11 protein-coding genes are annotated in these 12,847 nt (G+C 38.0%); 1 reads left to right on the forward strand and 10 read right to left on the reverse strand.

Features of this window, described 5'->3' with window-relative positions:
* Positions 1 to 42: 42 nt before the first annotated feature.
* The 6 genes from MKX82_RS20375 to MKX82_RS20400 all read right to left on the reverse strand — a co-directional run bounded on the left by MKX82_RS20375 (position 43) and on the right by MKX82_RS20400 (position 7,277).
* Entirely contained in the window at positions 43 to 1,449 is a 1,407-nt protein-coding gene (locus MKX82_RS20375; protein WP_445738849.1) for an MFS transporter, read from the reverse strand.
* Between the two features lie 341 nt (positions 1,450 to 1,790).
* Positions 1,791 to 2,525, reverse strand: coding sequence for an alpha/beta hydrolase (locus MKX82_RS20380; RefSeq protein ID WP_341079719.1), 735 nt, complete (start codon positions 2,523 to 2,525; stop codon positions 1,791 to 1,793).
* A 9-nt stretch (positions 2,526 to 2,534) separates the two neighbouring features.
* Complete coding sequence (locus tag MKX82_RS20385; protein ID WP_341081568.1) at positions 2,535 to 3,530, reverse strand: FecCD family ABC transporter permease; 996 nt, start codon at positions 3,528 to 3,530, stop codon at positions 2,535 to 2,537.
* A gap of 13 nt (positions 3,531 to 3,543) precedes the next feature.
* On the reverse strand, positions 3,544 to 4,554 hold the full coding sequence (locus tag MKX82_RS20390) for a FecCD family ABC transporter permease (RefSeq protein ID WP_341079721.1): 1,011 nt from the start codon (positions 4,552 to 4,554) through the stop codon (positions 3,544 to 3,546).
* 60 nt (positions 4,555 to 4,614) lie between these two features.
* The gene (locus MKX82_RS20395; RefSeq protein ID WP_341081570.1) at positions 4,615 to 5,547 is read right to left on the reverse strand and encodes an ABC transporter substrate-binding protein; all 933 of its coding nucleotides are present in this window, start codon (positions 5,545 to 5,547) and stop codon (positions 4,615 to 4,617) included.
* A 113-nt stretch (positions 5,548 to 5,660) separates the two neighbouring features.
* Positions 5,661 to 7,277: an AraC family transcriptional regulator gene (locus tag MKX82_RS20400; RefSeq protein ID WP_341079722.1), complete on the reverse strand. Its 1,617-nt coding sequence runs from the start codon at positions 7,275 to 7,277 to the stop codon at positions 5,661 to 5,663.
* 121 nt (positions 7,278 to 7,398) lie between these two features.
* On the opposite strand from MKX82_RS20400, the gene MKX82_RS20405 reads away from it, so the two are divergent.
* Complete coding sequence (locus MKX82_RS20405; RefSeq protein WP_237943231.1) at positions 7,399 to 8,214, forward strand: alpha/beta hydrolase; 816 nt, start codon at positions 7,399 to 7,401, stop codon at positions 8,212 to 8,214.
* Positions 8,215 to 8,357: 143 nt separating this feature from the next.
* Here the strand turns inward: MKX82_RS20405 and MKX82_RS20410 are convergent, their stop codons facing one another.
* The 4 genes from MKX82_RS20410 to MKX82_RS20425 all read right to left on the reverse strand — a co-directional run bounded on the left by MKX82_RS20410 (position 8,358) and on the right by MKX82_RS20425 (position 12,837).
* Entirely contained in the window at positions 8,358 to 8,510 is a 153-nt protein-coding gene (locus MKX82_RS20410; RefSeq protein WP_233314833.1) for a hypothetical protein, read from the reverse strand.
* A 343-nt stretch (positions 8,511 to 8,853) separates the two neighbouring features.
* Positions 8,854 to 10,935 carry a TerD family protein gene (locus tag MKX82_RS20415; protein ID WP_341079725.1) on the reverse strand — a complete coding sequence of 694 codons (2,082 nt, stop codon included), beginning with the start codon at positions 10,933 to 10,935 and terminating at the stop codon, positions 8,854 to 8,856.
* Between the two features lie 158 nt (positions 10,936 to 11,093).
* Positions 11,094 to 12,014: a hypothetical protein gene (locus MKX82_RS20420; protein ID WP_341079727.1), complete on the reverse strand. Its 921-nt coding sequence runs from the start codon at positions 12,012 to 12,014 to the stop codon at positions 11,094 to 11,096.
* Positions 12,015 to 12,162: 148 nt separating this feature from the next.
* Positions 12,163 to 12,837, reverse strand: a complete 675-nt coding sequence (locus MKX82_RS20425) for an aspartate/glutamate racemase family protein (protein WP_341079729.1) — start codon at positions 12,835 to 12,837, stop codon at positions 12,163 to 12,165.
* Positions 12,838 to 12,847: the final 10 nt, after the last annotated feature.

A 12,847-nucleotide genomic window follows, 5' to 3' on the forward strand; every position in this document is an offset into this window, starting at 1 on the left:
GGCAAAAAAAAGATAGCTGCAATCCAGCTATCCTTCCCATATTTATTTAGCAGCATTCCTTCTATCAGCAAGATCCCCTGCAAGCTGTAGCGTTTTCTTTTTGCTGAGCGGGTATAAGAATACAAGCAGCAAGAAAACTAGAAATAAAGAGCTTGCTGTCAACAATGTCGCAAGGGTATGAATGCCCTGCAACGTGCTTTCTGATTGCACGTCTAATGACGCACTATAACCAACTGCAGCAAGTGCAGTTCCACCTAATCCACCTGCAACTGCTTGCCCTACCTTTCGAGCAAATGAATAAATAGAGTAAATCGTCCCATCTTCCTTCATGCCTGTTATGAATTCATGATAATCAATTACATCTGTGACAAATGCCCAAACAACAATCCCAAAGAACGAAAAACCAAACATTCCAACTGCAGAGATTGCAAGGAATTGACTAGCGCTAATATCTGATAAGAAATAGAGCAGCAAATAATCTATTACGGAAAGCAGCAAGCCTGCTGCTGCCACTTCTTTTTTCCCAAATCTTGCAACTAGCGGTTTTGCAATTACTATCGCAATAAACATGGCAGCTGTCGCAATAAGCCCTGAAATACTTAATGCTTTTGCATTATCAAAATAATTTTTGAACAAATATACATCAACAGCTCCCTTTAACATAGAGCTCATAATAAAAACGAGTGAAGCAATAAGGATAATCAGAAGCGGCTTGTTTTTCCCTACCCCTTGCAATGTCCGTTTCAGCGAGGTTTTGCCTTCCTTTCTTGTCTCTGTAATACGTTCCGTTGACATCTTGTAACATGCCATATAACAGGATAGTGAAAGAACTGCAAAAATGATGGCGGCCATAAAAAAACGGCTAGGATCTGCTTTATTATCGACAAATACAATTAACGGTCCTATCACGTTTACAATTAACCCAGCTAAAGTTGCCCCCATTGTTCGGAAACTTGACAGAGACGTACGCTCGACAGGATCACTTGTAATGACAGAAGCCATTGATCCGTAAGGAATGTTTACCGTACTATACAATGTTCCCCATAAAATATATGTCACAAAGGCATATGCTTCATAGAAGCCTGTTGACATGCCGGGAATATGTATAAACATCAACACTCCTGAAAACACGAGAGGAAAAGACATTCTGAAAATCCATGGTTTGAACTTTCCATTTTTACTTGGCTTTCTCGTGTCAATAAAACGGCCCCATGTTACGTCTGCAACTGCATCCCAAAGACGAGCAATAAGGAAAATCGTTCCTACCATTGCAGGACTTAGACCAAAGACATCTGTGTAATACACCATTAAAAACGAACCTACTAGTATAAAAAAGAAATCATTGCCAAAATCACCAAATAAATAACCTAACTGATCTTTAACTCCAAATTTTTGTACTTTCCTGTCTACATCTGGTATTACTAGCTCTCTGTTTGTTTGAGCCATCATTATCCCTCCAACAGAATTGTAATTATAAGACGGAAATTTCAAATAAATCAGTCGGTGCTTATGCAATTATCTTTAGATGTGCTGTAAGCTATGAACATTCAATCCGTTGTTAGCATAGAAAAACATTATTCCTCCCCTCTGCTTCACAATTTGTAACCCCTTACATTTCATAAAACACACTAGACCAAACTAACTGATGATGCCATAATTAATTTGTTTAATGAACTAATTAATTGGTCGTTATTAGATTAACACCCTCTAACTCGTTCGTCAAACACTTTTTGAAAGCGCTTTTTTAAATTTTTATACAAAAAAGAACGATGCTTTTAAAAAGCATCGGTTCATTTCTTATATAGCCAGCGCAATGCCACCATAAATTGCTCAATAAAGTATTCCCGCTGGTGATTAGCAGCTTGCCTTACTTCAAAAAGCAGCTGCTGCTGAGAAAATCCCTTTCGTTCAAGGATGCCATTCGCATTTTGCACAGACTGAACCATTTCCTGCTGTATATTCGTTTTTCCTTTTCCTTCTTCACTGCCAACATATAAATACAGCTTCTTTTTCTCAGGAGAGCACACTTCATTCTCTAAAAATTCGAGCATATTTGGAAACCATAAGGATGGGGATAGTAGACCGTACTTCCCGATTACCTCACTGGTAGAAAACAAGGCAAACAGCGTAATCAGTCCCCCTAAAGAAGCTCCGAGCATACCCGTTTCCTTCATATCAGGTATTGTGCGGAATTGACTATCTATATATGCTTTAATAGACTCTTCCCAAGTATGCAAATATTCCTTTCCTTCCCCCTTAAAATCAGGGAAGGCTGGTACTAAACTCTCCGCAGGCCATGGAGTATATTCATGAAGTCTATCAACAGGCTCCATTCCAATAAGAATCACTTCTTTGATTTCATTTACTTGATAAGACTCTTTTAACTTAGCCAAATTACTGGAGAATAAATAGTGTCCATCATGCACATACACGGCAGGATAATGCTGATCTGTTTGATAGTAGCTTGGAGGCAAGCAGATGTACAGCTTCCTGCCGCCAACTGTTTTTTCAATTAACTCTTCCATTCTTGCCTCCTAAACTTTTGCTTTTACTAATAAAAAGATAAAATATGGTGCTCCGATAATGCTTAGTATAATACCTACAGATATTTCTGCCGGTGCGACAACACTTCTGCCGATATAATCAGCTACTGTCAAAAGCAGCATGCCGACAAGCCCGCAAACTAGCAAGGAATGGCGGTTCTTCAATCCAACTAGAAGCCTAGCGATATGAGGACAGATTAGTCCAATAAATCCAATGCTTCCGGAAACTGCCACACATGAACTTACTAATATAACGGCACCTGCCATCAACAGCCACTTTTCTTTCTCCACTTGTATGCCAAGACCTTTCATGACATTTTCTTGGAGGCGGAATAAATCGAGCTTGTAAGCTTTAAAGAGGATGAAGGGTACGACAAGTAAAAACCATGGAAGTATGGAAATGACATATGTCCATGTAGCATTATAGATGGTCCCATTAAGCCAAACAGTTGCCATTTCAAAGTCCTGTGCTTTCATCTTTAGAGACAGAAACATGGACAGTGATCCAAACCCTGTGCTGATTGCAATTCCTGTTAAGAGCAGACGCTGGGAATCAAGGCCGCTAATTCTGTTCCATGCTAACAGGAATATAATCGTAGCAGCAAACAATCCGCCGATTAAACCAATCAGCGGCATTAACAGCTTCATCAGGAGCTGATCGCCAGAGAAGGTTCCTTGAAAGAGGAGCATATATGCAACAATAAAAGCTCCGGCTCCACTGTTTATACCAAGAATGGCCGGGTCTGCAAGTCCATTTTTTGTAATGCCTTGAAGGACCGCACCGCCAACACCAAGGCCAAAGCCAATCAGCAAGGCAAGCACCAGTCTTGGCAGCCTTAATTCAAATAGTACTAAATCAATATCCTCCTTGGGCTGTATGCGGAACACACTTTCATAAAACTGCGAGAAGGTGATAGGATACACGCCATTTGTGATGCTGTAATAACCGGCTGCTAGGATAAGGACAAGCAGAACAAACACGGTTATGTAAAATCTTTTGTTAAACACGCTGATAGCCTCCTCCCTTTCGCTTAATTAAATAGAGAAAGAAAGGAACACCTATAAAGGATGTAATGATGCCAATCGGTGTTTCAAATGGATAATTGACAAACCTGCTGATCACATCACAGAAAACTAAAAATACTCCGCCTAATATGCCGGCACACGGGATAACGGCCCGATAGTCACTTCCGACAAGATATCTTGTGATATGGGGAATAATCAGTCCGATAAAGCCAATTTTCCCGACTAACGCCACTGATATTCCTGTCATTAAGCCGACAGCTGCCATAGATAACAGCTGAATCCATCTTGTCTTTTGTCCCAATCCTGTCGCGAGATCCTTGCCTAAAGACAGGATTGTCACTGATTTCGATAAAAACATCGATATAATAATTCCAACTAAGGCAAATGGAATAACAAACGTTAATAAAGGTGAATCGATTTGATGAAGCCTCGCATTATACCAAAAGCTCATTGTTTGGGAAACTTGGAAATAGGAGGCGAGACTGGAGGATACACCGCTTAAAAATGTTCCGATAATCGTCCCGATTATCGCAAGCTTGACTGGCGAATAGCCGTTTTTCACGAATGCTGCCAAGCCCATTACAAGTGCCACGCCAAACAGTGATCCAAAAAATGAAAGACATAATAGCTGAAAGGAAGATAAATTAGGCAAAAAGATAAATGAAATGGTAATAAAAAAAGCAGAGCCGTCTGTCACTCCCATTATGGATGGAGATGCTAAATAATTTCTTGTGATGCCTTGCATTAATGCTCCCGAAACAGCTAATAGTATCCCAATCAGTAAGGCACCAACTGCTCTTGGTATTCTTGAACTCCTCACGATTGTCTGCTGCATATTATCTGGATCATAATGGAAAACAGCTGCAAAAATATCCTTAAAGGATGTGTCTGTTGCACCATATCGGATGGAAAGAAGCGTAACGAGCGCAAACAAGATTGGAGATAATATAATAATTAAATAGGTTGCCAGTTTTTTTTGATACATACATATTCACCTTATATACAATTAGTACTTGTCCAGGAGTTCTGGACAAGTACTGTTATTTTACAGCCCTAATTCTTTCTTAAAAGCTGCTAGGAAGTTTGTTTTACTCCAAGCAGTACCGCCTGCTGCCATTGGGTCAATTGCATTTACATATACATGTTCGTCTTTAACTGCATTCAAGTTTGTCCAAATAGCATTGCTTTCGAAATCCTTCAAAGCGTCTTTATTCTCTTGATTTTCAGATTCCTCAAATTGCACAAACAAGTAATCAGGATTCATTTCAGCCAGCTTTTCCAATGAGATTTGTTCTTGGGCTTTAGCTGCTTTTACTTCTTCTGGTACTGTAAGTCCTAAATCAGTGTAAAGTACTGGATTGAAATACACACTCTCTGGGTATACAAAAATGCTACCGCTGCGAATTCTGACCATTACAACTTCTTTATCAGCAATTTTCTCCGCAACTGCTGTCTTTGTTTCCTTTACACTTGCTTCGTAATCAGAAATGTACTTTTCAGCTTCCGCTGTTTTACCCGTAATCTCTGCCAAAACAAGCAGATTATCCTTCCAATGAGTAGAAATATGGGAAATCGGAATCATTGGTGCAACTTTATTTAAGCTTTCCACGACATCTGCTTGAAACTTGCTTGTTCCAAGAATGACATCCGGTTTTAATTGCAAGAGCTTCTCTGTGCTCGGCTGGAATTTGTCACCAATTTCTTGAGCCTCAGACATGGAATCTCCTAAAAATGCAGGAAACTCGCCACCAGTTGCTACTGCTCCTACTGGTTTAACTCCTAACACAGCTGCATCTTCCATTGCTTCCTGACTTGCTGTAACAATTTTAGTACTATTGCTTGGAATTTCATATTCTTTATCTAAAAATGTAATGGTTTTTGTCGTATCAGCACTTGCTTCCTCTGCAGGTTTTTCACTGCTACCTGCAGACTCTTCTTTTCCGCAGGCAGCTGCAATTACAAGCAGGATACCTAACATTATAATAAATGCATATTTTTTCACGAGTATCTTCCCCTTTTATATAGTCTAATTGATATTGATAACCACTTTCAATTAGGATTATACAAAACTATCTTTTATTGGAACATGGATTATTTCCTCTCATTTACTTGTACTTTTTCCGTAATCAATTCTAATAGATTATGAATAACACGAAGATGAGAGCTTGCAGAGCATTCATTCCAAGGATCTGATTGGATGTAATAAACTTGCTGGCGTTTCACAGCTTCAATATTGTTCCAATGCACCGATGTCCTGACAGTCTCCCAATGTTTTAGCGTTTCCTCATCCTGGCGTATATTCATTAAAAGGAAATCTGGCTGCATTTCCATAACAGTATCTATTGATATTTTTTCATTATGCTTCCATTTGTCTTTCTCTTGTGCAGAGCCTATCTGCAGCTCTTCATAGATTACTTCTATAATGGTTCTAGAGCGGTTTAAATAGTAATTATCCTTGAAAAGACTGATGACTAGTCCTTTTTTTCCGCTTAAATATGGAGCTAGCTGCGCAGATGCACTTAATGCCTGATTTTCATAGAAATCCATCCAATCCTTTGCTTCTTTTGTGCAGTTCAAATATTCTGCTATCTGAAAAAACTGATCTTTCCAATTGTCCTGCTCTGAATAATAAAAGACAGGAGCAATTTTAGCTAATTCTGCTTTTTCGTCTGCAGTTATTTCCTGTTTCGCTATAATTAGATGGGGCTTTGCCCTCTTTAGCTTCACAATGTTTTTGCGCCATTCTGTATGCTTTCGATAAGACTCGAGATGGAAGATAATATCATCTTTGTACTGCTCATAATAATCAAGCGTCCATTTCGGATGAATGGGGGCTGCATATGGAAGTATTTGCAACGCCAGCAGATGTCCTGTTGTTGCGAAATCATAGGAAGCTATTTTTCTATGTCTTTTCTCCCGATATGCCGATGGAGAAATGCCGACAGCTTGTTTAAACTTTCTGCTTAAGTAGAATTCATCCGCATAGCCGACAGAACTGGCAATAGAACGAATGCTGTCTTTTGTCATCAGCAATAGTTGTTTAGCTTTATTTACACGTAATCTCGTAATATAATCGCTTATCGTAATACCGTATTGTTTTTTAAACATTTCTGAGTAATATTTAGGACTGAGCTCTGCCTGCTGTGCCAGCATATCAATCTTTAAGCGTTCATGAAAATGAGCTTCCATATACCTTTTTGTTTCCTCGATTGCTAAGAGAGTATCATTAGGTGTGTCGTGCTTTTTATAGGACAATAAATGAAAGAATACTTCATCAAGCCTAGCTCTCTGCAGAAAATGGAGGTAAGGGGTGTCCTCCCCTTCAAGGCGATACATTTCCTCTATTAGTACTGCCGCCTCTTGATGATAAGGTATTACCTGCTGCTGCATACATGCCAAGCTGTCTAAGTAGGGCTGAATCTCTTCCTCCTTGTCTTTCAGAAAAACTTGAAAGGAAATAAGATAATAATCTACATCACTAGCAAATGTAAGTTTATAGGTACTGCTTGGCGGGATGACGAGGAGCTGGTGGCTGGCAAATTGCTTCACTTCTTTATTGATCGTAATGGTTCCTCTGCCAGTCTGAATATATATTAAATCGAAATAAGACGTAATTTTATTTTCCTTGCTTTGCTTGTGAATGCGCTTGATGCTCTTCAAGTCTAAATAGAAATTTTTCCAAATATTATTATTTTTTATGATTGCCACTTGTTTTCCTCACCAGTTCCCTTTAAAATATTTGATGATATTGATAATCATTTTCATTAATAATACCAAAATTTAACCAATTAATAAAGATAGCCTGCACTTAAATGAAACGGAGGAAAGTATGAAGACAGAACCATATACCTTGCCGCATACAGAATGCTGGTCTATCTTGTCACAAGGAAATCAGCAATTATATAAAATATTCGTATCTGTTCCTGATTCACCTGCGCCTGAAGATGGTTTTCCACTTATATATGTACTAGATGGAAACTCTATCTTTGCCAGTTTCACAGAAAGTATGAATCTGCAGACTAGACGGGGAGAGATTACAGGAAAAAAACCGCATATTATTGTGGGCATCGGTTATGAAACAACAGAACCATTTAATGACAGTAGATATTTTGACTATACCTTCTCACCTGAGATAGATTTCTTATCCTACCATCCCATAGACAGGGACTTTCCACCAGGGGGCGGCGGAAGCTTGTTTCTTTCTTTTATTGAAAAACAACTTAAGCCCCAAATTGAACAAAAATATGAGGTTAATACCGAAAAACAGACGATTGTCGGTCATTCTCTTGGCGGTTTATTCGTACTTTCTGCATTATTTACTTCGTCTTCTTCCTTTCAGTATTATGTGGCAAGCAGCCCCTCCATCCATTGGAATGAAGACTTTTTAAATACTGCAAAGCAAAAGTTTATGGAAACTGAGCCGAAAGCGAAGCTCCTTATCACAAGCGGAGAATTGGAAAGAGATCATTTTTCACAAATGAATGAAAAAGCGAAGAAACTTAATGATGAACTTCAAACACATGTTTCTGCTAAGTTTGATAGTGAATTTCTCGAATTTCCAGGAGAGGATCACACGACAGTTCTCCTGCCGCTCATTAACAAAACGATTTTGTTCATGAATGATATTAAACAGCAAATTAAATAAACTATTCTGTTTTGCTTGAATTAATAGTAGCTTGGGTATAATATGTAACTATAAGCATAAACTAGAAAAAGCCAAGGAGCGGGTAACTCCTTGGCCCTGAACTACTGCCATATCGGGCGGTGCGGTCAGGCTAATATATTAGATTAGCGAGAAGAACCACCCTTACGTTTGTGGCGCGGGGTGGTTTTTCTTTGCTCTTTTTTCCTTTTGCCCGCTAAGCGCTGTGCGTAAGCTGCAGCAAAAGCAGTGAAAAATACTGTGACAGTATTCTCCAGCAGAGTCTTTAGAAAATCCATTGGCGTGTTCACCTCCTTCACCATAAGGGAAAGAGTGACCAGCACCACCCGCATCAAATGTATGTAGTTCTCTTTTATTATACACTTTTTTGGTAGGTTTTTCTTTATATTCCAGATAGATTCCTAAATTAGTATAAAACACCCAACAACATAAATAAAGCCAGGCTTATTATGAAGCCTGGCTTTACAAGGAAACTGCCATACCTAAGTTCGATAAAACTTAAGAGTTTAAGAAGGAAGGTATAACATAGCCTTTATATTAATTGGGAAAGCAATCCATCTAACGATTTACAAGATATAAGAGTTAGAAGGAAGATAGATAATAGCCCAATATGTATTAATACTATAGATATTCTGAAACAATGAGATCAAGATCATATGGAGTAATTCCTTTATCCATAGAGAAAATTAAATCTGCTTCCTCTATATTAGCACATAATTCCCCTCTTGCCTCAATATGAAGCTTAAATAAATCATACAAGTTTGGTTTAACAAGGGATGTTAATGCCTTACCCATCAACACCATGCCCATTTGATTTTCTTCTACATTATTAGCATAATCTGGTTCAGTCCGAAGTGCAACATCTGTCCAAATAATTTTATTATCCTGTAAATCAAGTATCATTGGAATACATATCTTAGAATCAGATGTAATATCCATTCTATTCTCGACTGTTTTTGGCTCATATATTTCCCCGGAATTAGGATTTTCTCTGCTCATCCAGCCCATAAAGCATTCTGGAAGCTCATTAAATGCCTCACCGCTAAAAGAATGGATAGAAAAGACAATATACCTTCCGCCGAAATTACGGACCGACTGTATATCCAAATCAATGAACTCACTAGCGCCTGCTGGTGCTGAAGTAATATCACCACTATGACTCGATTTATACTTAGTTGATCTTAAGTTCGTATACGAAACATGTTCCAAATATCCCCAGGCTTCATCATACATAACGGCGGATAAATCGATATCTGTGCCCCAATCTTTCGAGCCGTCTTTCCAATAAAGAAAAGTTCTAATTGTCTTCATGGACTCTGCCACATCTAGCTTAGATCCTCTCACAACAGCTTTAACCGACTTATTAGCGGAGCGCTGGGAAAATGGCACAAGATAATTTTTTAGTGCTTCGTCCAAATAAACCTTTCCAATCGGACCCTTTTGCTTATAAATACTGATTAAACTGTTGTCACAAATGCACACAATTTCCTCACAAACTTCCTCTGCAATGTCAGGGAGATTATTGTCTATCACAAACATCTTCGCTACATTTCCTTTAGGAAAAAATGATCTTTTTTCATTTCCTGCATTCCTGTTTTTAAAATGTTCTCTTACTTGCAACAGCACCGTCGTTTCTACTTTTTCAGCAATTGCCTTAAAATTCTCGATCACAATCTCAGGCTGGTGATGAAGTCTTAATAGGTGATCAAGCTTGCGCGCAAATTCACCTGGTCTTTCAGACAAAAAAGTCATAGCATCATCCATTCGCTTTGTGCACAGTGCCTCTGCAACAAGACCATTAAATGTAGGAATATGCTCATTATTTCTCAGCTTGAAAAAAGCTTCGTTCGCCTTTTTAAATTGCTTATATTCTCCTGGATGGAGCCGCTCTCCTAACCTAATCCATCTGTTCTTATACCTTTTCATATCCTCTTCGATATTGCCGCAGTTTTCAAGAAGCGTTAGAAGTAAACGTCTCTCCTTTCTTTTAAAGCTCTTAAATCGTGTACTTGCAGCTAAGCTGACATCCCCATCCGAAAGAGACACAGCAATCCGCAGGACATCTGTAGCTGTTTTAACATATTGAAACAGAATCTTATGATCTAAGTTGTTCTCCAATAATAACTTTCCAAGTAAAGCAATATTCTCCTTCAAAGGCACTTCTCGCGGTATAAGCTGCCCGGCCATTTCAGGAAAGCTTGAGAAGGCATACTCCAAGTCTGCCTTGTCAGTTGCTGAAAGGGACGTTTTTGAAGAAAGCAAGTTTCGGAAAATCATCAAAAAATCGTCAGTCGAACCAAGGGCTATCACTTTTTGCTCTGTTCTGTCATACAACGGCAGTCTTGTCTGTTGCTCATATTCAGGCAATATTGTCCCCTCTGACAAATAATGTATAAGCGCGTTTACAAATAGTTCTGCATCGCTCGCTTCCATCACCTGCTGCGGAAAGTTCGGATACATTGGCTTATAGGTCTTATTTGCACCCAATAATTCTTTCAAATTATCGATGGTGGATAAATAGAATTCATTAAGCTGGTTTGCGGAATATGTATATAGTGTATCAATGATAGATTTAGAAAATGTGTAGCCTAGTGATTCAAAATTGGCTAAGATGGTGGCTATGTAATGGAGATTAGGCGTATGTTCATTGCCTTTGGTTAGGATGAGTTTATTTTTTCTTCGTAAGTAGATTTGATTAATCATTATTCACCTCTTATAAATAAATACCTTTCTAGTTATATCATCATTTAGTAAAAAAATAAAATAATAACTTACATAATTAATATAATATGGAAACTCAGTTTAATAATAAAGAGAGGCAAACCTTTGAAAGGTTTGCCTTTGTATATGGTAATCTACTACTAAAATTCTTCTTCTTCCTCAACAGCAGTTATATCAAAGAGATAATCAGTTGTTGCTGTACCTTCCCATCCCTCTTGAGTAATATTACCTTGCTCATCTGTCTCTTCACTCATTTTTTTCAGAGCATATGTTGAGATAGAAAAACCTTCAACTGGTAACTGCTTTTCATCTAATTTCTTTATTTCTCCATTTGAAATAACATGAGGTTCATTTTCAGCAAAACCATATTGCGTTCTTTCGCCAAAGCTGTGTATCGCAAAAGTAGACAAACTTCCTTTAGCATTTGTAATGTCTGCAATATTAAGCGCGTTCATATTTACAAAGAAATACTTGGCATCTACTAAAGAAATAAGATTATCCCAGGCTTCAAAATGACTTTTAGAAATTTCATACCTATTCTTATCCACTACATAATTAATACTATAATATACTATGTCAAAGTGATCTTGCTGAATTAAATCCCAGCTTAATTCTGTCGGCTTGCCTGATTTAGTATATTGCAAGTTAAAATTTGTGAGCTTAATTTCACCATCTTTAAGTTTTAATTTCTTCATAACCAAATCGTTCTCTTTATCAAAATTAAGCTTATATACCGAACCAATTTCATGTTCAAGATTTATCGTGCGGCTCTCCCATTTATCTACAGCAATTGGTGTGATCCATTGTACGATTATAAATATAATGAAACCAAAGATGGCTGCTTGACGTTTAATAGGCGTATTTAACTTAGGTCGGAAAAACAGTAAATAAATGATAAAGCCAAGCGGTAAGGCAATTCCATTAAATTTAAATGCAAATACACCTAATATATAATAGCCAATTATTTTTAAAGGAAAATAGGCTTCTGAATCACTCTTTTTCTTGATTAAATACAATAATCCCCCAACTACTAACACTATGTAAACAATAGATGAAATCATCAAGTCCCCCTGTCTGGAATGCTGTCTCACTCCAGATATATGTATTATAATTCCAATACAAGTATAACATGGCAATTATAATTCATTTATAGAAAGTTATTTTGCTAATGAAAAAAGACCTTCATTTCTAATGAAGGTCTCACTTATTTTAGCGGTAAAATGCTTCGATTTCACTAACAATCTTATTAGAACTAATTTCTGGACTAGTTAAAATCGGAATGGCAACATGCTTTAGAGCAGTCTTTGCTCTTGCCATTGAAAGTTGAGCCAGTATGATTAGATCTACTTGATTATTGAGAAGCTTTTCTACACTGCTTGCAATAAGGCTGTCATGCAATTCAAAATCTTTGTTATTTAGAGCAGCAAATGCTTCTGTATTAACTTCCACTAAAACCTCTACCTCTTCTCCCAAGATATCAGCCTTGTCTTTTACTGCTTTTTCCGTAGTCGGACCAGCAGTAGCTACTGTTGCAACGACACCTATTTTACGCCCCAGCTTAACGGCTTGTTCAATCATGGCATCATCTACATTTTCAATTGGAAGCTGCGGAAACCTTTTGCGCATTTCGGTAATTGTCGGACTGTAAGCAGAGCAGGATAGAAGGATTCCATCTACTTCTGTATCCACCGCTCGTTCTAGCAAACTCGCAAAACGTTCTACTAATGCTGCTGTAATTTCTCCTTCTTTCTCTAGCGCTCTGAGCAGTCCCTCATCCATGAAATTAATCGTTTCTATATCAGGAAAATTCTTCGCAAAAGCTTCCAGTATTGGGTTAACAGAATTTAGTGTAGCATGGATTAAACCGACTTTATATTTGTTCATGTTCTACACT

The sequence above is a fragment of the Niallia sp. FSL R7-0271 genome, from assembly GCF_038005785.1.
In the GTDB taxonomy this organism is placed as follows: domain Bacteria; phylum Bacillota; class Bacilli; order Bacillales; family Cytobacillaceae; genus Niallia.

Excerpts from the sequence above, each read along its gene's own strand:
- MKX82_RS20375 (WP_445738849.1), bottom strand. The coding sequence starts at position 1,449 with ATGATGGCTCAAACAAACAGAGAGCTAGTAATACCAGATGTAGACAGG.
- MKX82_RS20380 (WP_341079719.1), bottom strand. The coding sequence starts at position 2,525 with ATGGAAGAGTTAATTGAAAAAACAGTTGGCGGCAGGAAGCTGTACATC.
- MKX82_RS20390 (WP_341079721.1), bottom strand. The coding sequence starts at position 4,554 with ATGTATCAAAAAAAACTGGCAACCTATTTAATTATTATATTATCTCCA.
- MKX82_RS20395 (WP_341081570.1), bottom strand. The coding sequence starts at position 5,547 with ATGTTAGGTATCCTGCTTGTAATTGCAGCTGCCTGCGGAAAAGAAGAG.
- MKX82_RS20405 (WP_237943231.1), top strand. The coding sequence starts at position 7,399 with ATGAAGACAGAACCATATACCTTGCCGCATACAGAATGCTGGTCTATC.
- MKX82_RS20410 (WP_233314833.1), bottom strand. The coding sequence starts at position 8,510 with ATGGATTTTCTAAAGACTCTGCTGGAGAATACTGTCACAGTATTTTTC.
- MKX82_RS20415 (WP_341079725.1), bottom strand. The coding sequence starts at position 10,935 with ATGATTAATCAAATCTACTTACGAAGAAAAAATAAACTCATCCTAACC.
- MKX82_RS20420 (WP_341079727.1), bottom strand. The coding sequence starts at position 12,014 with ATGATTTCATCTATTGTTTACATAGTGTTAGTAGTTGGGGGATTATTG.
- MKX82_RS20425 (WP_341079729.1), bottom strand. The coding sequence starts at position 12,837 with ATGAACAAATATAAAGTCGGTTTAATCCATGCTACACTAAATTCTGTT.